13 protein-coding genes and 3 pseudogenes are annotated in these 22,959 nt (G+C 59.0%); 11 read left to right on the top strand and 5 right to left on the bottom strand.

Going from position 1 to position 22,959, the window contains the following annotated elements; translation table 11 throughout:
* Positions 1 to 892 precede the first annotated feature (892 nt).
* The 3 genes from QQL28_RS40710 to QQL28_RS40700 all read left to right on the top strand — a co-directional run bounded on the left by QQL28_RS40710 (position 893) and on the right by QQL28_RS40700 (position 4,208).
* A complete protein-coding gene (locus QQL28_RS40710; protein ID WP_284274727.1) occupies positions 893 to 2,212 on the top strand; it encodes a M16 family metallopeptidase in 1,320 nt (439 codons plus the stop codon).
* Positions 2,209 to 3,582, top strand: a complete 1,374-nt coding sequence (locus QQL28_RS40705; protein WP_284274726.1) for a M16 family metallopeptidase — start codon at positions 2,209 to 2,211, stop codon at positions 3,580 to 3,582. Before QQL28_RS40710 ends, QQL28_RS40705 begins: the two co-directional genes overlap by 4 nt.
* A 353-nt stretch (positions 3,583 to 3,935) precedes the next feature.
* The gene (locus QQL28_RS40700; protein WP_284274725.1) at positions 3,936 to 4,208 is read left to right on the top strand and encodes a hypothetical protein; all 273 of its coding nucleotides are present in this window, start codon (positions 3,936 to 3,938) and stop codon (positions 4,206 to 4,208) included.
* Positions 4,209 to 4,465: 257 nt separating this feature from the next.
* Here QQL28_RS40700 and QQL28_RS40695 read toward each other — a convergent pair.
* Both QQL28_RS40695 and QQL28_RS40690 read right to left on the bottom strand, forming a co-directional pair.
* Positions 4,466 to 4,744, bottom strand: a pseudogene (locus tag QQL28_RS40695) (DNA-binding protein).
* 890 nt (positions 4,745 to 5,634) lie between these two features.
* Positions 5,635 to 7,725, bottom strand: a complete 2,091-nt coding sequence (locus tag QQL28_RS40690) for a prolyl oligopeptidase family serine peptidase (protein ID WP_284274723.1) — start codon at positions 7,723 to 7,725, stop codon at positions 5,635 to 5,637.
* Between the two features lie 949 nt (positions 7,726 to 8,674).
* On the opposite strand from QQL28_RS40690, the gene QQL28_RS40685 reads away from it, so the two are divergent.
* The 3 genes from QQL28_RS40685 to QQL28_RS40675 all read left to right on the top strand — a co-directional run bounded on the left by QQL28_RS40685 (position 8,675) and on the right by QQL28_RS40675 (position 11,197).
* Positions 8,675 to 8,956, top strand: a complete 282-nt coding sequence (locus QQL28_RS40685) for a hypothetical protein (protein WP_284274721.1) — start codon at positions 8,675 to 8,677, stop codon at positions 8,954 to 8,956.
* A 72-nt stretch (positions 8,957 to 9,028) separates the two neighbouring features.
* Positions 9,029 to 9,805, top strand: a complete 777-nt coding sequence (gene mddA / locus QQL28_RS40680; RefSeq protein WP_284274719.1) for a methanethiol S-methyltransferase — start codon at positions 9,029 to 9,031, stop codon at positions 9,803 to 9,805.
* A 651-nt stretch (positions 9,806 to 10,456) separates the two neighbouring features.
* The gene (locus QQL28_RS40675; protein WP_284274716.1) at positions 10,457 to 11,197 is read left to right on the top strand and encodes an outer membrane protein; all 741 of its coding nucleotides are present in this window, start codon (positions 10,457 to 10,459) and stop codon (positions 11,195 to 11,197) included.
* Between the two features lie 78 nt (positions 11,198 to 11,275).
* On the opposite strand, the gene QQL28_RS40670 is transcribed toward QQL28_RS40675, so the two are convergent.
* The gene (locus QQL28_RS40670) at positions 11,276 to 11,554 is read right to left on the bottom strand and encodes a hypothetical protein (RefSeq protein WP_284274714.1); all 279 of its coding nucleotides are present in this window, start codon (positions 11,552 to 11,554) and stop codon (positions 11,276 to 11,278) included.
* A gap of 765 nt (positions 11,555 to 12,319) precedes the next feature.
* Positions 12,320 to 13,084, bottom strand: a complete 765-nt coding sequence (locus tag QQL28_RS40665) for a helix-turn-helix transcriptional regulator (protein ID WP_284274713.1) — start codon at positions 13,082 to 13,084, stop codon at positions 12,320 to 12,322.
* Between the two features lie 1,360 nt (positions 13,085 to 14,444).
* On the opposite strand from QQL28_RS40665, the gene aepX reads away from it, so the two are divergent.
* The 5 genes and pseudogenes from aepX to QQL28_RS40640 form a co-directional block, all read left to right on the top strand.
* Positions 14,445 to 15,374, top strand: a complete 930-nt coding sequence (aepX, locus tag QQL28_RS40660) for a phosphoenolpyruvate mutase (protein WP_431309722.1) — start codon at positions 14,445 to 14,447, stop codon at positions 15,372 to 15,374.
* Between the two features lie 347 nt (positions 15,375 to 15,721).
* Positions 15,722 to 16,912 carry a pyridoxal phosphate-dependent aminotransferase gene (locus QQL28_RS40655; protein WP_284274712.1) on the top strand — a complete coding sequence of 397 codons (1,191 nt, stop codon included), beginning with the start codon at positions 15,722 to 15,724 and terminating at the stop codon, positions 16,910 to 16,912.
* A gap of 282 nt (positions 16,913 to 17,194) precedes the next feature.
* Positions 17,195 to 17,992: a phosphocholine cytidylyltransferase family protein gene (locus QQL28_RS40650; protein WP_284274710.1), complete on the top strand. Its 798-nt coding sequence runs from the start codon at positions 17,195 to 17,197 to the stop codon at positions 17,990 to 17,992.
* A gap of 532 nt (positions 17,993 to 18,524) precedes the next feature.
* Positions 18,525 to 19,015: pseudogene (locus QQL28_RS40645) on the top strand (hypothetical protein); the annotation flags it as partial.
* Between the two features lie 487 nt (positions 19,016 to 19,502).
* Positions 19,503 to 20,145: pseudogene (locus QQL28_RS40640) on the top strand (transposase); the annotation flags it as partial.
* 287 nt (positions 20,146 to 20,432) lie between these two features.
* On the opposite strand, the gene QQL28_RS40635 reads toward QQL28_RS40640, so the two are convergent.
* Positions 20,433 to 21,914: a porin gene (locus tag QQL28_RS40635; RefSeq protein ID WP_284274708.1), complete on the bottom strand. Its 1,482-nt coding sequence runs from the start codon at positions 21,912 to 21,914 to the stop codon at positions 20,433 to 20,435.
* Positions 21,915 to 22,959 lie beyond the last annotated feature (1,045 nt).

The raw sequence follows: 22,959 nt of genomic DNA, 5'->3' as shown, positions 1-22,959 counted from the left end.
AAAAATTCAAAACTAAGCGGCAACAGTAACTCCAGTTAGGCGAGGACTAGGCCCTCGACTTTGGCCGAGTGTGGCAAGAATCACATTGGCCGCGCCAGTCTCGTAGTGATCGGTCAGCAGCAGCGGCCGAGATGACCGTCGGCTTTCACCACCATGCACGGGCTTGATTGACGAGTGGCGCCTGAGCTCGCGTTTGATTACGCCAAAGACACAGCGCTCCTGGCAAAATCAAGAGTAAGCTTTTACCGGATTGGCATGAAATTCGAGGAGGCGACCGCAGCAATCGTGGCCTCGACTTCGTCGCGATTGGTGGCAAAGGCCGCCAGCCGATCGCGCCAGGCCGGCTGGGCGTTTCGACAGCAGAATGTCCATCATGACGCTGCCGTACGTCGCGCTACGCGGGCCCAACCCCGCTCCGCAAGAAACAGGCCTCTCGATAGCCACACCTGTTGCAAAGCGCGCGCACGGTGTCCGATGTACGACGATGTGTGAAGATGCGAACAGGCTGGTTTGGGCGACCACGTTTTAGTTCAAAGAGTTCCTTCTTTGGCACGACTAATGCTTTGGGTCAGCCGGCGACGCCGCCGGACCACGATATACCCCTGGGGCAAGCCGATCTGTCGATTGGTTATCCAAAGCATGGAGCAGCAGATAGATGACTTGCATCATGGTCTCATTCCTCATCCAGAACCAACTGCAATGGAGCTTGCAAAAAGTCGTGCCGATCCAGCGGCTGGCGAACCATGTCGATAACAATGCCGCGTTCAACCAGCCACCCGACCGTGCTTTCGTTCCGGAAATTCTGCCTCGAGTGCTGTCAAGGCTCCCATCATCGCGATCGGCCGCTTGCCTTCTAGCGCTGGTCCTGACGTGCGCCTCCTTGACAGATGGCATGTCAGCCGAGACTTCTGCGAGCTCCGCACCACCCAGCAGCTTCACGCTCGGTAACGGCCTGCAGGTCGTGGTGATCCCCGACCACCGCACGCCCGTGGTCACGGAGATGATCTGGTACAGGGTCGGCTCGGCCGACGAGACGCCTGGCAAATCGGGGCTCGCCCACTTCCTCGAGCACCTGATGTTCAAGGGCACTTCGAGGCATCCGGTCGGCGAATTTTCCCAGACGGTGCATCGCGTCGGCGGCAACGAGAACGCCTCCACCTCGGTCGACTACACCAACTACTATCAGCGCGTACCGCGCGAGCGGTTGCCGACCATGATGGAGTTCGAAGCCGATCGCATGACGGGGCTCGTACTCAAGGACGAGAACGTGCTGCCCGAGCGCGACGTCGTGCTCGAGGAACGCAACATGCGCGTTGCCAACAGTCCCGCCGCCCGTCTGAGCGAGCAAATTCAGGGGGCACTCTACCTCAATCATCCCTATGGACGGCCGGTGATCGGCTGGCACCAAGAGATCGAGAAGCTTAATCGCGAGGATGCGCTGGCGTTCTACCGCCGCTTCTATGCGCCAAACAACGCGATCCTGGTGATCGCCGGCGACGTCGAGGTCGGCGACGTGCGCCCGCTGGTTGAGCGCAATTTCGGCCCGATCCCGGCACAGCCGGCGATCCCCGCGCAACGCATCCGTCCGCAGGAGCCGGAGCCGGCCGCCCCGCGCACCGTCACGCTGTCCGATCCGCGCGTCGAGCAGCCCGGCGTGCGCCGCTATTACCTCGTGCCGTCCGCCACCACGGCGGCGGCCGGCGAGAGCGCCGCACTCGACGTGCTCGCCCAACTGATGGGCAGCGGCAGCAACTCCTATCTCTACCGCGCGCTCGTCGTCGACAAGCCGCTCGCGGTCTCGGCCGGCGCCAGCTATTCGAGCATCTCGCTCGACCCGAGCCAGTTCTCGATCTCGGCCTCGCCCAAACCGGGCGTCAGCTTCGCGGAGGTCGAGCAGGTGATCGACGGCGTGATCGCCGACATTGTGCAGAACCCGATCCGCGCCGAGGATCTCGAGCGGGTCAAGACCCAGCTCATTGCTGAGGCGATCTACGCCCAGGACAATCAGGCGGTGCTGGCGCGCTGGTATGGGGGCGCGCTGACGACGGGTCTGTCCATCGAGGACATCCGCAGTTGGCCCGATCGCATCCGCGCCGTCACCGCCGAACAGGTGCGCGCCGCCGCGCAAAAGTGGCTCGAGAAGAAGCGCTCGGTCACCGGCTACCTGATCAAGGACACCGCCACCGCCAAGCGCGAGGAGAAGCGTTCGTGACCTATCCCTTCCTCCGCATGCGCGGCATCGCGCTCTCCGTCGTCACCTCGGTGACGCTCTCCTTGGCGTCCATCTCGCCGTCGCAGGCCGCGGCCAAGATCCAGCACCTGACCTCGCCCGGCGGCATCGAAGCCTGGTTCGTGCAGGACGCGACCGTGCCGCTGATCGCGATGGAGTATTCCTTTGCCGGCGGTGCATCGCAGGATCCCAAGGACAAGCCGGGCGTGGCCAACCTCGTCGGTGACCTCCTCGACGAAGGCTCCGGCGATCTCGATTCCAAGACCTTCCACGAGCGGCTCGACCGCCGCGCCATCGAGCTCTCCTTCAGCGCCAGCCGCGACACCTTCCGCGGCAGCCTGCGCATGCTCCGCGACAACAAGGACGAGGCTTTCGACCTGTTGCGGATGGCGCTGACCTCGCCGCATTTCGACACCGCCGATGTCGAGCGCATCCGTTCCCAGGTGATCTCGGGCCTGCGCCGCGACAGTACCAATCCGACCGCGCTTGCCAGCCGCAAGTTCCTGGCGCTCGCCTTCGGCGATCATCCCTACGGTCGGCAGACCAACGGGACGCTGGAAAGCGTGCCGACCATCACGGTCGCCGACATGAAGGACTACGTGGGCCGCGTGCTGGCCAGGGACACGCTGAAGGTCGCGGTCGTCGGCGACGTCGACCCGGCAACGCTCGGCACGCTGCTCGACAAGACCTTCGGCAGCCTGCCTGCCAAGGCGAACCTCACCGCGGTCCCCGACGTCGAGCCGGCCGCGCCGCCGCAGCGCGCCTTCGTGTCGCTCGACGTGCCGCAGACCGTGATCACCTTCGGCGGCCCCGGCGTGAAGCGCAGCGATCCGAATTTCATGGCCGCCTACGTCGTCAACCACATTCTGGGCGGCGGCGGATTGTCCTCGCGGCTCTATCGCGAGGTGCGCGAGAAGCGCGGGCTCGCCTATTCGGTGTTTGAACAGCTGGTATGGATGGAGCACTCGGCCGTGTTCGTCGGCAACACTGGCACGCGCGCCGACCGCGCCGGCGACACGCTCGACGCCGTCGAGAAGGAGGTGCGCCGCATCGCCGAGGAGGGACCGACGCAGAAGGAGCTCGACGAGGCGAAGTCCTATCTGAAGGGCTCGCAGATGCTGGCGCTCGACACCTCCTCCAAGCTCGCGCAGGCGCTGTTGCATTATCAGCAGGACAAACTGCCGATCGACTATATCGAGAAGCGCAATGCCATCGTCGATGCCGTGACGCTGGACGACGCCAAGCAGGCCGCCAAGCGCCTGTGGGGCCAGGGCCTCCTGACCGTCGTCGTCGGCCGCGCACCCCAGGCGGCGGCGCAGCCCGCCGCAGCGACCACGCCGAAGTCGAACTGAAGTGCCTTATTGCCAGCAGCGTTCCATAAATCGAGTTCGGCACCTCGCGTCTGTTTAATGTGTGGCGCTTCGCGGGTCCAGCGCAAGCCGCATCGGACCCGTTAAGCGTCCTGAATGGCAAAACTAGGAGACGACGCGTTTTGGCTCTATAAGATCTCTGGCACGGGGCTGGACTGCATTATTTCACAATGAGCGTTTTGAACCCGGAGGGCCGCCGGCAATGTTGCCGGCGCCTCCTTCAAGGAGAGAAGCGGATGAGGGGTGGCCTCCCTATGTTGCGACCAGCGCCACGTCGCGGCCTGGCTTGTGATGAACTGCTAGTCTAACGGGCCGTACTGCGCGGGAGAGCGTCAATGCGTGATTGGAAGAGCGAACTCGATGCGCTTGTCGCTGAAGCGACGGCGTTCGCCGGATCGCTGAAGGTGGAGATCGAGCAGCCCCGGCCTCAACCGAAAAAAGTCGTCGACCGGGGTGGCCTCAGCGTGCCCGACTATGGTGGCAGCGAACGCGATCAGATCAGGAAGCGGGTCGAGACGTTCAAAGCGCATCAAGAGCGCTTCATGCGCGAGCGTGAGGAATATGCCAATTCACTGCTGCGCCGGATCAGGCCGGTCACCAAATCCTAGAAGAGCTCGTTGAACCTTTCATGAGCCCGCTAGCTCGCTTAAGTTGTGCAGCTCAAACAGTACGTGCCGGGGCAACCTGTGGTCTGAAAGTTTTCCGCCGTTTCGGCCATTGATAAGCTCGCCGTAGACTTGCGGCCGTCCCGAACCGGCTCATTCCGGTGCGGGAGTTCTCAGGCTCGCGTTGTGCTAGGTTTTTCCGCCGCATATGTGCCCTCATTGCGCTAGAAAGAGGCGTTCTTTTCTAGAGGACCAAAACATCATTCGGATCCGCTATCCTCCAGCAAGGGATGGAAAGTGCAAGCACCGACAGACAGAAGGTTGCACATGGGAACCTCTAGCCTCCGATAAGCCGACGAACTACAAATCACGAGATTTCGGCGATCCCACGCGCCAAGCTCGTCCACCAGGTATAAGACGGCTTTCCCGATCTTGATGTATGCAGGCCCTGTTCGCCTCGCGCGCAAATTCCGCAGCGTGCCCAGCGTGAACTAGCCACCGTATCGTGCAGACACTTCCTCGGAGGTAAGGAATTTGATGTCCGTCTTGCGGCAGTGCTTTCCTTTTTGGCACGGCCCAAGGACTGGACGTGTCAAGACACGGCGCAGGTCCGATAAAGTAGCTTCGCAGTGACACATGCGGGCTCGATCATGTGGCCGGTGTATCCCGGCGGCTTTTTCAAGCCGCCGAACGTGTTGCCATAACGTGTTGCCATACGGTTGCCCGGCGCACCTTGCGTTCCGCACAAGCTGGCCTCAGCTCGCAGCCGGTAGATGACGCGGTGAGTGCATGCACCAAACTCAGATGGCGCTGAGCTTCCTCCCGGCAATGTACTTGACCTCGGGTGCTTCCGCGCGGTGTTTCTACCGCGCGACGCGCTCACTACCGTCGGTGTCCGAGCGGGATGCCTAACTTTCGCGCCTTTTGACGCAGCGATCCGGTCGTTCGCTTTGTAAGCTTTGCGATTTTCGTAACGGGTGTCTTCGCCCTCGAATGTGCGCGCAGTTCCTTTACGTCTGTCTTTGTGTACTCGCGACGTACAATTTTCTTGTTCAGCGTCTTGGGCATAACAACTCCGTTGGGATTCTGTGCACACATCTAGCAGGGATGAAGTGGAGCTGCCAAGCAGGCGTGGGTTGTATACGCACGGCCCTCTGAACCCACCGGGTAACCTCACTTTCTTCCAAGGTTAAGGGCGGCTCGCCGCTAGATAGAAGCTAAGCTTGCGGTTTGGCCAAGCGAATATGTCATGGTGAGCAGAAATCTGGGCGTTACAGACTGATTGTGCACGAACGCAACGGCGAACGAGCGTTCGCAAAGTACTGACCTTGAGGAGCCTGCGCCCGATTCCGACCTCACGCTGATCCAGGCCGCCAAACCTCCGGCCAGCAATTTCAGACTGGTGTTTGAAAGAACGGGCGGACCTCGCTCAGGTCGTCTCATCCAGCCAGCCAATCTTGCTTTTCAGGAATTGGAAGCCCAGCACCTGAAAGCCGGCATGTTCCTTGTTGTCCCGCCCATAGCCGTGACCGCCAGCGTCCGGCTCGTAGAGATAAGCCTCATAGCCCATCCCTTGGAGCTTGGCCACCATCTTGCGAGCGTGTGCGGGATGGACGCGATCGTCCCGCCGCGTCGTGGCGATCAGGATCGGCGGGTAGTTTTGCCCGGGCTTGGCAATATGGTAGGCGGAATAGGTCTTGAGCCATTCCCATTCTTCGACCTTGTCGGGATCGCCAAATTCCGCGATCCAACTCGCGCCTGCAAGCAGCCTCGTGTAGCGGCGCATGTCGATCAGCGGAATGGTACAGAACAGCGCGCCGAAACGCTCAGGGTACCGCGCCAGCATATTGCTGATGAGAATGCCGCCGTTCGATCCGCCCTCGGCCGCGATCCGCTTTGCCTGTGTGACGCCGCGGCGGACAAGGTCGGCGGCAACGCTTGCGAAATCATCATGGGAGAGCCTTTTGCCGGCGAGGCGTCCAGCATCGTGCCATCGCGTGCCGAATTCGCCGCCGCCCCGCAAATGTGCCTGAACCGTGGTGCCCCCACGCTCGAGCCACAGCTTGCCGAGCGCGGAATTGTAGTACGGCTTCACTGAGATGCCGAACCCGCCATAACCGCTCATATGGACGGGCGCACCGCCCGTCTCCCGTTTCGGCCCGGTCTGCACATAGGGAATGCGCTCGCCATCGACCGAGATCGCTTCATGCTGGGTGACCACCAGACCATCGGCGCTAAAGGTCTTTGGAGCTTCCTTAAGCACCGCTGGACTTGCTACGCCTTGGTCCAAAAGCATCAGTAACGGGGGCGTGAGCGGATCCTGGATCCTCACAAGCAGGTCGCCGTTGCTCTCGGATGGATCGCGGTCGAGCGGCGAGACATCAACGAGGCCCATATCGGGAAGCATGCTCAGCGGCTCGCGGCTCCAAGTCGTAGTATATGGCGTGCAACTCTCGAAGACCGGCCGCAGCTCGTCTAGGATGGAGAGGACAAGCTTACCGCCCGACCAGAAGAATCCCTGCAGTGCTCGCCGCGGGCTTGCCAGAAACAGCACCGCGAAGTTACGCTTCCCAGCGAGAAAGGCGCTCAACGATATGCCGATCAGGGTATCTGTCGGGTAGATTACTCGATCGATTGTCGCGGCCGAGCGGAGCTTCACCGCCAGCCAATCCTGATGCGGCTGCAGCCAGATATCGGTAGGAAGGTCGAGCTTGATGTACGCCCCTGACTCGGTTCCAAGCCATGTGTGGGAATTGAAGAAATTCAGCTGATCGGTGAACCAGACGCGTTTCTCTTGGCCGGTTCGATCGATCCTGCAGCTGACACCAATGTGATCGGCGGTCGTCTCAAACACCACGGCCGCTTGTTCAATGGGGTCACCGCGGCGCCACAATCGGACGGTCCTAGCATAGCCCGACAATGTCGCCATGCCCTCGCCATAAGCACTGGACAATAGAAGTGTATCCTGATCGACCCAAGCGGCACTACTCTTCGCTTCCCCAAGCACAAAACCATCAGGCACAAAACTCTTCGCAGTCAGGTTAAACTCTCGCAGCGTCACTGCATCGCTGCCGCCCCGTGACAGAGCGAGTATCACTTGTGAGCTACCAGGCAGCATGGCGGTCCAGCTTACAAGCCAGTCCTCGCCTTCCATGGCCGCGAGCCGATCCACATCGATTAAAACCTCCCATGACGGCTTCGACTTTCGAAATTCTTCTAAAGTCGTCCGACGCCAGAGGCCCCGCGGATTATCGGCATCTTTCCAAAGATTGTAGAGATGGTCGTCGTGCCGGCTGACATAGGGTATATTGTCCGCTCGGTCATAGATCGAAGCCAGTTCGTCGCGATCCTGGATGAATGTCGCTCCGCCGAACACCTGCAGAGTTTTGCCATTCTGCTGCTCAACAAAGTCGAGCGCCCGAGGTCCCTCTATCTCTTCCAGCCAGAGATATGGATCATCATCAGGAGCGGAGAGCGTTGGCTTCCCACCGCTTACCTCTGCCGAGCTTGCTTCAGACACAGTTCTCTCCAGTCTTGTCACTGCGCTTTCGATACGCCAGCATCATGTGGTTTGCAGCCTACAACCTGACGCGCCAGTCACTTCAAGTTCATTGTTTCGAACAAGCAGCACTGCAATTGCCGGTGGCCCGGGGCTGGCCCCGCCTGAGGAGATGGATCCTCTGCGCATTAAGAGCGGATAGCAGGCTAAGAAGCTGTTCGGATCGCCGCTTCGTGTAAACGGATGACGGGGGGCATCCTTACGGAGGCGCGGCGGGCTTTGCACCCCTTGCGCTCGAATGCGACGATCAGCCGCTCGTTCAGTGGCTATGAGACACGCAATTGCCGCAGCCGGAGCGCCGATAAGCCAGTTTCAAGAGCGTCGGGGGCCCTTGGCGTGTACGATCGCGGCGCAGGGGTCCACGACCTCGGCCTGGTCGAGCTGATCGAGCAACTGCCGCGCATCCGTCGATTCCGTTACGTCAGGACCTCAACATTTGATCGGGACCGAGTTTGATAGCGACTTCTTCTGGCATCAGCAGCCTTCCGTCCCAAAAACGGACAGCCGCAGCGACTGACCATCGATCCGCTCCCAATTCTCGGCAAGGGTCGGCCGCAGCGCCATCCTGCGCGCGTAATCGACCGCGATGAGAGAAACGAAAAGCTGGCGCCCTGACACGGCAACTGGCCGTAGAAACCGCGATGACCAATCGAGGTGCTGGATGCCAGGACATCCCACGTTCGAGCCACCGGCGCGTCGGGTTCTGAAGCGGTATCCCGGAATGACGGCACCAAGTCGCAAGGCACATCATCGTCAAGTCTCGCGCAAGCGGCGCGAGGAGTGGCTGGCATCACATAGGGGCCCGTCATGCGAGCCATGTCCGGTGACTACGCCATGTCAAAAATCCCAAAAGCCTCAGCATTATCCCCATTTGGCAGCGGATAGCACGGGTGTTCTCCAGTCATGCAAGATGCACCCCCAATTCCGCGATCGGCACGCCTTTTGCTGGGATGAGGATGAAAGCTCCGCAACCAATGTTGCGGGCAGCGAACTGCGCCAGGAGTTCACGATGAGACCTGCTCGTTGTCATATCGCTTTGAGGCTCGTCAACCCAGGCTTTCCCTTAGTCCGCATTGCTCACGCGGTGCAGACGGTCGACGGCTCTTTGCTGATGATGACGATCATCGAGTATTTCGTCAGCGCCGCATATCGGCTGTATCTCCACCATATGTGCAGGACCATGAGGCTTTGATCGGATGTTTTTCCTGATCCTTCAGCACCCCACGGCCTTGAGCGAGCCGCTGCCCGAAAGCGGAGTCGATCCATGCTTAAGGTGAACTCCACAAGACAAGCAGCTTCCCAGACACGATTGTTGCGATTGATCGCTTTCCTCTACGGCTTATTCGCTTACGCGGTGTTTCTCTTTACGATTGTCTACGCTGTCGGCTTCGTAAGCGGCATAGGCGTGCCGAAGACGATTGACACGGGGCCGGAGGCGTCGGTTATCGATGCGCTCTCCATAAACACGTTGTTGATGGCTCTGTTTGCTATCCAGCACACCGGCATGGCACGCAAGGGGTTCAAGAACTGTTGGACACGATATGTGCCGACCTGCATTGAACGAAGTACTTACGTGCTCTTGGCTAGCCTTTGCCTCATGTTATTATTCTGGCAGTGGAGGCCGCTTCCGGCGGTTGTTTGGCAGGTCGAGGACCCCGACGTATTCGTGATGATCGCGACGCTATCATTTGTCGGCTGGGCGACTGTGTTCTCCAGCACTTTCCTTATCGATCATTTCGAATTGTTTGGAATGCGTCACGTCACCGCCAATCTCAGCGGTCGCGGCATACCGGCGCCGCAGTTCAAAAAGCCCCTGTACTACAAATTCGTGCGACATCCCATCTATCTCGGCTTTATCATCGCGTTCTGGGCCGCGCCGGTCATGACAATCGGGCATTTACTGTTTGCGGCCGTGACCACCGCCTACATCTTTGTCGGGATCTTCTTCGAAGAGCGGGATCTTCTCCAACTATTCGGGGAGCAGTACCGCCAATACAAAAGACAAGCCGGCATGCTCATCCCGTGGCGCAAAGTCGGCTGATAGGGATCAGATAGAGAACAGGAACTCGCCACCAAAACGGTGCATTGCCAGACTCCCAGTCATCCTAGGAGACTTGCGAGCAGCCCACGATCCAACTCAGGCACCGCTATGTCCGACCGAAGACGCAGCGCTCCTTAGGCATTCTGACGTTCGCTGCTACGCGTTCGGCAAAGCATCGCCGAGCAAGTCCGGTTCAGTGTAGCGAATTGTTTCAGCGCGCCCGTCTCGGTGCCGTCGAACCCGTGAGAATATAGCGCGCCACTCTCCACGGACCGATCGCCATCCAGCGCGGCATCCCTGCGCCGCTTATTCTCGCTGATGGACACGACAGCTTCGAGGAAAGCACATTTGTTGTCGTTGCGTGTCTAAGTGCAATCGTGTCGCACTCCATTTTTTGTCATCAAGCATGCGGGTGACCATCCTTCATCAACGAGCTTCGACGTACAGCCACCTACTCCAGTCGGAATTACCGCACGCATCTGATGCAATTCGATGCGTGCGTTGTTAGGGACGTTCAAGCGTACAACCTTACGCAGCGTCAGGATCAAGCCGATTCTTTGAGAGCGAATGTTGCGCTGCAGTTACAGCAATTCGCGTCGGCGCTGTTATGACGCGAACGGCCGGGGGCCACTAAAGGAAATGAAGCTCGAAATGAAGAACTTGTTGCTTACGACTGCGAGCATCGTCGCACTCACCGCTGCGGCGCCTGCATTCGCCGCGGATCTCACCGCACAGCCCGTCTACACCAAGGCGCCACCGCCACCGGTCGCGCTCGCACTCTACGACTGGAGCGGCTTCTATGCTGGCGTCAACGGCGGTTGGGGTTCGAGCCATAACTCCTGGGATTTTGCAGGCACGACGCCTGAGGGCTCCCACGACGCAAGCGGCGGCACGGTGGGCGGGCAGATCGGCTATCGCTGGCAGATCGGCCAGACAGTGCTTGGCGTCGAAGGCCAGGGCAACTGGGCCGATTTCAACGGCTCCAATGTCAGCACTGCTTTTCCGACCAACAGGAACCAGACAAAGATCGACTCGTTCGGCTTGATCACTGGCCAGATCGGGTATGCGATCAGCAACGTCCTGCTTTACGCCAAAGGCGGCACCGCGATCGTGAGCAGCAGCTATCAGGTCGACGCCGTTGCTTCAGGCACGCAGCTTGGGAGCGCGGACACGACACGTTGGGGGGGCGTCGTTGGTGCCGGATTCGAGGTCAACTTGACGCCGAACTGGTCAGCTGGTCTTGAGTATGACCATGTGTTCATGCCGACTAGCGACGTGAACTTCACCGCTGCCGGTGGTGGCTCGTTTGGGAACGATCGTATCCGCCAGGATTTCGATCTCGTGACCGCGCGAGTCAACTACAAGTTTGGCTGGCCCGTAGCTCTCAAATAGCGATCTCCTCACCTCCAAACGCGATCGAGAGCCCCGGCCGCAGCCGGGGCTCTTTCTTCATAGTTCAAGAGCGCAAGATCACTTAGGTGCCTCTATTTTCTGAAAAGTGCCCGCTTTAACGTCCTTATGTCCGTTCTGAAACTTCAGGGATATGTCGACCTGCTGGATGTGCTGAGGCACAGCGAGTGCGCAAGGCGCCATAGTGTAAACCGCCCCACAACTACGCTCGAGTGTGTCACCGGCGGTCTGTGCAAAAGCTTCGGCTTCGTTAATCCAGCGCCTTACAGCAAATAACACGTTGCGACGTGCGGCTTTTGCGACCTTGATGGCGCCGATGCTTTGGCTTTCGGCAATCATGGCACACAGCAGACGACGTTTCCATTATGCCAGCGAGACACGCCTGCACCACCTCTCCAAAGACGATCCGCAAAGTGGGATGTGTGAGACCTGGATTATCCGCCCGCGCCCAATTAGAGTGAGGAGCACGTTAGCGACGCTGATTGCCTCGAAAATTGGATCGAGCTCGCGATCATCAATTCTCCGCATCATCAACCAGCGCAGCTTCAGCGAAGTCCCACCTCGCCTACGCGCATTGTTTACACCTGATGACGACAATAGCTAGACGTGCATCGGCAGACATTGCTGTTTGTGCAGATACTTTGCACCAAGTCGCGCTCGCCAAAGCTTACCCGCTACCTCCCAGTACTGGGACATGCTGACGCGTAGTTCGGCAGCAACGCGGCAAGGTGTAAGGCTTTTCTAGGGCTTCAGTGTTCTGCAGAAGCGCGGCTCCTTCGCAAGTCTGGAATACCTAACAATCTGTATCATAAGCACATCGCTGTCGCTCCTGTGCGCGAAACGTTAAGGAAAAGACCGTGCCAAAGCATATCTTTTACTAAGTGGTGTCGAGCGCGCTAGCTAGCGGCGCGGGCACAGCTGGTCAGCTGACGACGGCCTATTGAGTAGCAGCATCCATCGGTCAAGGTCACAAGGAAGTAGATGTCGGGGAATCCATGTCAACCAGGCCAGCCTTTTGAGGCCATACCGGCGCGCGGCTCGCTTCTTCCGCAAATCAGCTTGCGACGTTTGTGGTCACGTTTCTATCGAGCGGAGGCTACACCGTTAGGCCACCAACGGCGTTGCCAACGCAGGCTCTGAAAATTCAATGAGCCCAAGACGAATCGCCTTTACAAGACCATGGGTCCGGTTCGCTGTGCCGAGCTTTCTTATTGCGTTCTTCACATGGAAGTTCACCGTATTCTCGCTCACGTTCAGTATCTTCCCGATTTCCCAGGACGATTTGCCCACCGCGACCCATCGCAGGCAATCCTTTTCGCGCTCCGATAGGCTCACTTTTCTGTTCGAGCCACTGTCCGAGGGCCTCGCGATCTCCGCAAACGCAATATGGAAGTGCCAAGCCAGCACGTTGAGATGCTTCACATTCCTCTGAGGATCGGCATCATCAAAACGGGAGGCGAATGATATCACAGATATTCGCCCTGATGGCCCAAACAATGGCACGCCGACACCATTCTTCAGGCCTGCCTCTCTGGCCTCTCGTAGTACACGTTGTTCACATGCCTGCAGTTGATGTTCTTTGGCGAGCTCGTCCCATAGAAATGGCCCCGCAAACATCGGTGTCCGCCGGACCACCGGATCGACGGTGTAGTACTTGCGTTCCAAGTAGCGCTGGCACCACTCGGGGGGAACCTTCATAGCTACCAGAGGCGGTGGACACCCCGGTAGACGAAGCGGCTCCGCGAAAGTGAGTGCTCCGTAAGCGATCTCAGTGAACCCCTCTTCGCTCGCACAGCTCACAAGCAGATCAAACAGGGCTTTGAGAGATTGCGTTCGATTCGCGCATTCGACGAAGCTGAAGAGATTCATATGGCGCCTCACGCGATCGAGCCGGAAGACCGTTGCGCGCCGTTCGAACCAGTCTGTTTCAGACGGAGGTTCGTTGCATTCCTGACATGCGCCAGCTCGCAAGGCAGTCGCACGGGTGCGGCGATAGCTACGGGTCGAAAGGGGCCGTCAGCGCCGGTAGGACATGCACACGCTGCCGATATGGAAAAAATCGGAACGCCGGCGTGTTTCCGCCGGACCGTGCGGCGGTCTCCAAACTGCTTCGGCGCGCGCCCAAATGATGGGGGATCGCGCGGGAAACGCCTGCGCCGAAACTTCGTGCTAGACTGAATAGCCTTGGCGGTCTCCCCGCTACGCCAAACAGAGGTCAGCCAATTGCTCGATCGCCCATGGGGCGATACCCAGAGTTCCGGCCTTGGGCGGGCACCTGAGCCGCAGTGCTCACATCGGCCTGTTGGTGCCGGGCTCCAGCTGCTTGACGTCACCATCGATGCGCTTGGGAGCGAAGATGAGTTCGTCCGGTCTCGATCGGCAATTGATTCTTGCGTATCGCGACTGCCAACGCATACGTGACCGGCAGCGGGCCGAACTCGGCGTCGCCGACGTGATCTTTGAAGCGCCTGGCGGTCGCGGATCCAAAGGACCCGAGTTTGGATAAGGAATGCGCTCCGTTTGCTGTGCCTATTGTGAGAACGCTGCGGTTGCCGTCGAGCTATTCGCCCAGGCCCCCCGTTCCCTTCAGCGCGAGCCGATCGAACCGGCTGATACCGGTCACCGCCCTGACGCCTGCTGACATTGGCGAGAACCTGCACGGCGGTTAGGGCCAGCTCCGGAACCAGATTGATGAAGATGACACTGAGCATCCGCTTCTCCAAGAACCTTGCAAGGGACGGAAACGAGCACAGCAAGTGTCGTACCAGTCGCGCCCCTCGGGAAACTCAGCCGTCAAGACAAGCAGTTTAAGAGAACGGGTCTTAACCGATTTGACGCACGGCGACATATGTCGGAATTGCGACAGCACCGTTTGCACCAGTAACGACATCCCTCGATGTAGACCAAGGAATCTCCTGATATAGCGCGCATACGATTTCCTGGTCGTAGAAAACGGCTGAACGCGCGCAGCTTGGGGCTGCACGACCACACGAGCGACCGAAGCTCTTTACCGATGCGCCGAACGAAGCATGCATTGCCGACCCAGTTCGGATCTCGCAATATAGTTCTCGCCGACCGGCGCGAATCCGGAAATTCTATGCCCTCGGTTGCCGCCATGCGGAGCTTTGCGCTCCAGTCAACTACTAACGTTAGCGATTGATCGAGATAGCAGAGACGTGCCAATCAATACTTGATCAAGGGGCGCAGATCCGGCCTCAGGAAATTCGGCATGCAACATAGATCTGTTCGCGAAGTCGGGCCCGATCGAGGCGTGAAAGCGCTGCCTGCCGATATACTTCGACCTCAGATTTGCTCCAACGACGACCTTTCCTTTCTCATGGAAGCCCATGATGGGCTTTCGGGAGCAATCGCTCAGCGCGCGGGTTTCAAAGGTTTGTGGGCTTCAGGCCTATCAATTGCCTCCTCTCTCGGCTACCGCGATGCCAACGAGGCATCATGGAGCCAACTCGTCGACGTCGTCGAACGCATAGTCGACTCGACCGAGCTGCCGGTGCTCGTTGACGGTGATAGCGGTTTCGGCAATTTCAACAATGCGCGTCTCCTCGCGCGCAAACTCCGCCAACGTGGTGCGGCCGGTCTGGCGCTGCAGGACAGCTGTTTTCCAAAAATGAACTCGTTCGTTGGCGAGCGACACGCCATAGCTGACATCGACGAATTCTCGGGCCGTCTGCGGGCCGTCAGGGATACAGTTGGGAAAGACTTGGTTCTCGTGGCGCGGATAGAAGCGCTGATTGCCGGTCACCCAATGGAGGAAGCGGTTTCGCGTGCTCACGCTTACGCGGATGCGGGAGCCGACGCGATTCTCATTCACTCGCGAAAGAGCACAGCGGAGGAGATCCTTGAGTTTGCGGGTGCTTGGCAGAACCGACTGCCCATCGTGATCATCCCAACAAAATACTATCAAACGCCGGTCTCTGCATATCGCGATGCGCGCATCTCCACGGTCATCTGGGCCAACCACTCCATGCGAGCTGCAATAGTTGCCATGCGCAGGGTCTGCGGTCGCATCATGGCCAGGGAAGGCATCGCGAGTATCGAACCTCATATTGCGACGCTCGACGAGGTTTTCAACCTATTGGGGTACGATGAACTCGTCCGTGCAGAAGCGCGATATCTTCAGCCTAATGACAAAAAATAGTAGGTCCTCATGCGCTACGGACTCATGAACTTTTGACGGATTAACGCCATGCACCAGTCCTTATCATCGTCACCTACCACTGAAATCTCCAACGCAGCCCCTATTCGTGGAGATATTATTGATTGGCACGACCAGCCCCTATTCCGCGACGGCTTGCGCTCCCGTCTCATCGCATTGCTCGACGGCTAGGCACTGAGAAAACGCACCGAATTCATTTGGCGTCCAGAAAACGATTAGGCAGGAGCTCTGCTGTGTGCTTTTGTTCAGTACCGGGGAGTTTCTTTGCTCAAGTCCAACAGACTCCGGCCACCCAACAACAATCCCATAAATTTTGAGGGAGAGCGCTCGTGTTGGCGCACCGGACAGCTTTGGTCAAATTGTGGGGCCGCACTGCGACCAGGACCGCCGCAAAGGCGGGTACTGAGCGCGGCGAGGACATTATCGATCTGACCGCAGAAGAGATCTGGAGCGAACTCGCCCCAACGGTGCGCGAGGGCGCGATCGCAGCGATCAGCGGCAACCTCAACCGCTATACCGACCCGATCGGGCTGCTGGAGCTGCGCCGCGCGCTTGCTTGCAAGGTTTCCGCCGAGACGGCTCAGCCATGGTCAGCAGACGAAATCGCTGTGACGAGCGGCGCCAAGCAGGCGCTCTTCAATGCGGCCCTGGCCCTTCTGAATCCTGGCGACGAAGTACTGATCCCCGCCCCATACTGGACGACTTTCCCAGCACAGATCATTATTGCCGGCGGCAGGCCGATCTTTGTTGAGAGTCGGCACAACAATTACGTGCCGAGGCCTATAGATCTCGCCGCCGCCGTTACTTCAAGGACCAAGGCGATCGTGGTCAACACGCCAAACAATCCGACAGGCACGGTCTACGACCGCGCCACCCTTGGCGGCATTGCCGAACTCGCGACGGAACGGAAACTCTGGATCATCTTCGACGAATGCTACGGGGCTTTCGCTCACCCCCCACATACGCATCATTCGATCCTATCGGTGGCGCCCCAGGCACGCGATCGCACATTGATCGTCAATTCCTTTTCGAAGTCGTTGGCCCTGACCGGTTGGCGGATTGGCTATCTAGCTGGCCCCAAAACCATTGTCGGCGCGGTTAAGGCGCTACAAAGCCATACAACATCGAACCCCAATGTCATTGCGCAGCATGCACTACTGCATCATCTTAAATTCGGCGACGGCATCTTCCAACAGCAATTGCAGCGCCACATGGAGAAGGCGCGAGCGCTCGGGCTCTCGATTCTTTCAAACCTGAAATTGGTGTCCCCGCCTTCTGCCCAAGGCGGATTGTTTTTCTACCTCGATCTCAGCGGGCTCCAGCGGCGTCCCACGGCCAGCGGATGCGAATTCAACCCCGATGACATCGCTGATGCGCTGCTGATGAATGCTGGTGTGGCAACAGTTTCGGGCACAGCCTTTGGTGACCTCTCTGGCCTCCGGCTCTCCTACGGCATCGATCTTGAACTGCTCGGCAAGGGCTTGCGGCGCCTGACCGCAAGTCTGAACGAGTGGAACTAAGCTTGGTTTTACGAGTGCCGATATGATTAGAGCTGCGTTTTCCGAGCCCCGCCCTCGTGGTTGCGGCGGGATGCGGCTCGCCTGCGTCGTCCACGCGCGACACCTACCCTCCGGGAGCGGGACCTCCGATCAAGAGGCCACATCGGTCACGGCATCGGAGCCCGCGGACGTTTGTCCTTTCCCAGAAAGCCGGCCAAACAGCCGAGGCCAGAGGCATTTGGCAACAGTCCTCAACGCCAGGGAACGGCGGCCGGAAATCATTCGACGACGAAAGGGAATAAAATGACCCCCAAAGTCCCAAACAGCGCAGTCATTCTCGCCGCTGGCTTGGGCTCGCGGCTACGGCCGCTGACCGATTTCTGCCCAAAGCCGCTGGTGGAGGTCAATGGCACGCCGATCATTCATAACGCCTTACGAAACCTGGATGCGGTTGGTATCGGAGAGGTGACCATCGTGGTCGGTTACCGCAAGGACGCCATTCAATATGCCTGCGGAAGGCGCTTTGGCAAGCTCAAAATCAACTATCTCGAGTCGTCGGTATTCGACTGCACCGGAAGCGCCTTTTCTCTGTGGCTGGCACGTGACGTGCTGCTCGCTGGGGACTGCCTTGTTTTAGATGGGGATGTCTTCTTCGAACAGGATGCATTGCGCTATTTGATGGCCAGCGAAGTACCCGATGTGGCCGCAGTAGCTCCCCTTGGCGAGCTGACGGAAGGGGCGGCCGTTTTGTTGTCGGATAGCGGCCTCATATCGAGCTTCTGCATGGGCAAAACTGCGACAGGCATCGTTACGGATGGCCGAAGGGCTTTTAAGACGATGAACCTGCTTCGATTTTCGGCATCGACTCTCAAAACAACGATCGTCCCAGCGCTAGACGATATTGTCACGTCGGGAGCCATACGAGCCTACACTGACGAGCTTGTCGCCTTTCTCATTGAAAAACGAGGTCTGCAGCTTGGTGCAGCCCAGTGTGAAGATCTCAGGTGGTGCGGAATCGACAGTGTCGAAGATCTGCGCAATGCGGAGCTCATCTTTCAACGCAGGAGCCCTCCCCTAGCATCGAGGCAGGAAGACAAGTGAGAGATCAGATGCTGAAATCCCATTGCAATCCAGCGGACGATACGACCACAGGTCTCCTCTTTTCTTCAGCGAACTTATTCTGGCACCTCGAGCTGGCCATTCCGGCGTGACAGCGCTTTGGGCTGATCTGCCAGATCACCTCGACGGAGACGCGGCTGATCGCACTATGGACTGCGACGTAGATGTTGCGAAGACCGGCAGCGGTGGTGCCGGCAGTGCTGATCGTTCAACTGAGCAATGCGTCGGCTTTTGCCCTGTGATGTCAGCCGCGCTACTCGCAGCAGGCGCAATGAGGCTTAGCCATTCTGCCAACTTCTGTGGGGCGTCCGATGGGCTCTTCTTACGGGTGCTCTTGTCATTCGATATGGCGTTACTCGCCCTCTCGCTTCTTCACCTATCTTTCATTCCGCTAGGGCTTTCCGCCTTTCGGCAAAATTTGCTCTTCGCTCCTCATTGTTGATCACGTGACCTAAGTTCGTATGCCTTCACGAGCAAAGCCCTGTACACCGAATCGGCATCTTCGCCGCTCGCCGTGCAGGAGAAGTTAGCCAGTCTCACCGACGCCGCCCCAGCAAGCCATCCAACTGCGGCGCCAACGATCGAACAGTTTTTATCGAGCTTGCGAATCGCGTGGAAAGAAGGAGCGGTCCGCCCGACCGACAGACCAATTGCGAAGCCGAAGCGTGAGCGACGACGCCCTGATCCGCTCGTCAAGGCTACGCCACAACTGCGCGAATGGTTCGAGGCCGAGCCGTGGCGAACCGGCAGCGAACTCCTTTGCAAGCTTCAGGCAGAATGCCCCGGGGTCTACCCAAGCAAAGTACTCCGAACTCTTCAACGTCGTCTCAATGCCGCGCGGCAATCAGGATGGAAGTTCCCATCCAGATTGTATAGCTCAAATCGTGGCGCAGCGAGCAAGCAAGCGCACTGTTGTTTAGCTCCCGAGAAAACGCAGCACAAACCGACGTGATCGATCCATCACCGGAAAGCCCGCCGCTGCTGGATGAAGGAACGACGGTGTAAAGTAGACCGGTGATCGACCGTGCTCAAGGCTGGCGCGTTGCGCCACCGCCTTCGGCGGCTGGCGGCCTTGACCACGCCCGATCACCGGTCTGTTGGCTTTGCAAGCGCTCGGTCGAGGACCGAGCGCGACATCGGCACGCTCGAAATGCCCACCAGTAGTGCGACCGCCTTCCTTCGGTCTCCTGGGTAGGGAGCAAAATAGATGAGGCAACAACAGGTCTATCGGGAACATCGCTAGATGCGGCAGTACGCGTTCTCATCCTGATTGTCGCGCCATAGTGAGCAGGATCACCTAGCCATCCAAATTCTCGCGTAGCCGCAGCGGCACCCCCAGCACGAGCGTTTCGAAGTGGCCAATGATCATCGGTGCTATTGCTGATGAGCCGTACGCTTTCTTCCACGCTGAGGAGTGCAATTGGTCCGCGGTCGACGAAATGATCGGCTCCGATGTCGCGGAAGGTGTCCACAGAAGAGCTACTCGCCTGCCACCTTGCCCAAGCTGACACAGGAGCTGGCTGCACGCGGCATCAGGACAGACTTGCGGGCGGTGTTGACTTTTGTTCACACCGAGGGGCTGAGCTTCAAAAAGAACGCTTCTACCGACCGAGCAGGATCGCCCCGACGTCGGCCGTAAGCGTACCCGCTGGAAAGCACATCAAGGCACGATCGACGTCGCGCGATTGGTTTTCTCGACGAGACGTGGATCAAAGCCAATATGGCACCGCTGCGCGGCTGGGGGCCCTGTGGGCGGTGCCTTCTAGCGTCTGCACTTTTGGTCATTGGAAAGCCATGACCTTCATCGCGGCGCTGTCACGATCGGATCGGCGCGCCTTGCGTGATCGATGGTTTGGCATCCGCCCTCGCACCGGGCGAGATCGTCATCCTCGACAATCGTGCCAGCCACACGGGCAAAGCGGCTCGCCAAGCCATCCGCGCCAGAGGGGTCCACCGGATCATCCTGCCGCCCCATAGCCCTGACCTCAATCCGATCGAGCAGGTCTTCGCCAAACTCAAGCACCTCTTGCGAACTGCAGAGCCTCGTGAGGTGGAGGCAGCCTGGCGAAAGGCCGGTGAACTCCCTCGATCTCTTCTCCAAAGAGGAGTGCACCAACTACTTCAACTCAGGTTACGTTTGGTGTAAAAATATCATGCTCCAGCGCAGGCGCGTCCGCTGCAAGGACGTTTGCGGCCTGGTCGCAGAAGCTTACGGCCGACGATCCGTTCACCCGCATCGATCTGAACTTGGTCTCGCCCGTGCAGCCTAACGATGCTCAAGCAGCAAAAGTAATCATCGCGGGGCAGATTCTGACTTAAATAGTAAAAAGGCCTCCGATGGGCATATCGGAGGCCTTACTTGGAGGTCAAACTTAGATCTATGAAGTTGCTTTCTTTCTCCTTCTGCTAGATTGACGGAGACTTAGAAATTGCGCTGAGCGCGAAGCAGCATGCTGACCGAGTTCTGGTCCTTCGCTTCGTACACGGCCGCCGGCTTGGCAATCGAGGCCACCCCCGGTGAAGTGAACGTACCCGAGTACTTCTGGTCGAGATGGCTCCAGTTGACGTCCGCCGTGAAGGCCAGGTTCTTCACCGGGGTCCACACGGTATTGACACCGATCACAGCGAAGTTGAAGTCCGGGTTGCAGGCCCCAGTCAAAGCGAGCAACGCAATTGCGTTGGCGCAGATCGCGACCTTGCCACCGAAACCGTACTGCACAGCGCCGTAACCACCGTAGATGGCGCTTGCCCAGTTCGGGTTCCAGTTGTGGGTGTAGCCACCACGGAAGCCCCAAGTCTTGACGGTCTCGATGCCGCTGCCACTCACGAACACGCCGTCAGCAATGCCGGCGATCCCGAGGCTCTGGTAGGCTCCAGCCAGGCCAGTACCGCTGTACATAAAGAAGGTTTGCGGGAATAAGCTCTGGAAGTTGTAGCGACTCGCACCATCCGTGTAGACGGCCTGCAAGTTGATCGAATCGCCAGGCCCAGTCGGGACATTCTTGATCGACAACGAACCCTGAACCGCCCAGCCCCACTTGTCGCCGGGGTGACCGGTCGGCTCTGTCGCGCCGTAGTAAGCCGCATGCAGGTCATGCGCGGCAACCGAGAACTGAGCCAGACCCCAAGCCTGGTCAACGCGCACCGCACCGATGACGTCGGGAGCACGCGTTCCGCCCCAATCGTTGTTGCCGTAGACGCCCTGGATCATGTTGGCAGCAGTCGCACCCGACAGGTTCCAGAGGTTCGACTGGCTCTGCACAGTCGCATCCTGCAACGCCACCGAACCGGTGATGCCCTGGCCGAAGTCAGCCGTATAAGCGACCTGGTTCACGCCGGTGACGTTATTGCTGCCGCCCGGAATGGTGTCAGGACCACCAGCCGGATAGCTCTGCCACGGGGCGTCGAAGATTGAGACCGTGCGACCGAACGTGAAGCCAGCGAACTGGATGAACGCATGGTAGAGGCCGAGCGTGCCGCCGCCGATGCCGTCGCCCGTGTAAGCTGACGGGTTGCTGCCGGTGTAGGTGCCAGTCGTCCAGGTGAAGACCATATCGGCGTAGGTGCGAACCACGCCGTACTCGGTCGCGGTGCGGGTATCGACGGTGAAGTCCATGCGAGCGCGGCTGAACCAGTAGTTGGTCAGACGGTTATTCGCACCCTGGGGCGCGCCTTGCCTGAACGAGTAGTCGCCTGCGCCAACCGTCGTGTCGGCGCGGACGTAGCCGCCGAACTTGATGCAGGTGTCAGTGCCCGGCATGTAGTAGAATCCGGCACCGTACAGGGAGCAGATCTTCACGTATTCGACCGCTTTGGCCTTCACGGGAAGATCGGCCGCATGTGCTCCGCCAACGGCGATCAGACCAACCGCCGAACCGCGCAAAAGGCTCTTCAACATGTTCATCAACTTTCTCCAGATTGTTCCACCTCAAAGTGGCCGCTCAACCACCTACGATAGAGACCAACCACTTCGGCCTCACCCTGACGCTTCCCGAACTGCAGGGCCTTCCGTGAACGCTAACTGATAGATTGAACCAGCCGGCGTCGCCGTGCGGATGATTCCGCCGCTCGCGTTCTTACGTTGACAGATTGCATTTGTTATTGGCGCACAAACTCTGTACGTAACGAACAAATTCATGCACGCGCCCCGCAAGCGTGTTCTAATCGTGCCATAAGGGTACGTGTCGTACCGACGATGTAAGGTACGTTTCGTACGTTGCCCGATTTGAAGAGCGTAGCGAACAGGGCCGGCGACTCATCAAGGAGACGCCGGCGCCGATATCGATTTGCTCACTTGCGTGGCGGGTAACTGACGGTGATCCAACAGGCTTAGATGAATCTCGATCGCTTCCTGCGTGAGCGAAAACCAATCCGCCCGCCAGGCAACGCCTCAGCGCGCGAAGAGCCCGAACCGAACCATGCGCTGCCGGGCTTCTCAGGATCAAAGAGCCGCACCTGGAATCGGCCACTGCGGCCTCGGTACTCGCCGATCCGAAGACAAGTTCGGCTAGCTTCGCCGCGTTTTCTTGAGGGATCGCCTACCATGGCATCGCGGGCAAGGCTTGCGACATACCATCCGCCCCCGTGCGCCCAATAGGCAATTCAATGGCGGCAACCGCGAGAGGTCAACACGCTGAGCCGTCTGTGCCTGGATGAGCAACAACCCGTCGTGTTTTCGAGCTTCTAGTGTCCCGAGTCACAAGTTCGCAATCATAGATTCGCAGTAGATTCGCGTCGCTGTGCCAAGGATGGAGGCAAACGGCGACGGAGTCTCCAATGGCTGTCCAGCAACTTGCCCCCCTGATATTGAGCGATGATGAGCGGGCCGAACTGACGTCGTTGACGATGCGGCGGAAGACGGCGCAGGCGCTGGCTCTGAGAGCCCGGATCGTCCTGACCTGTGCGGAAGGTGGTCAGAACACGGAAGTGGCGGCCAAGCTCGGGCTGGA

The sequence above is a fragment of the Bradyrhizobium iriomotense genome (assembly GCF_030160715.1).
GTDB classification, from domain to species: domain Bacteria; phylum Pseudomonadota; class Alphaproteobacteria; order Rhizobiales; family Xanthobacteraceae; genus Bradyrhizobium; species Bradyrhizobium iriomotense.
This window is presented reverse-complemented; position numbering and strand designations above follow the sequence as displayed.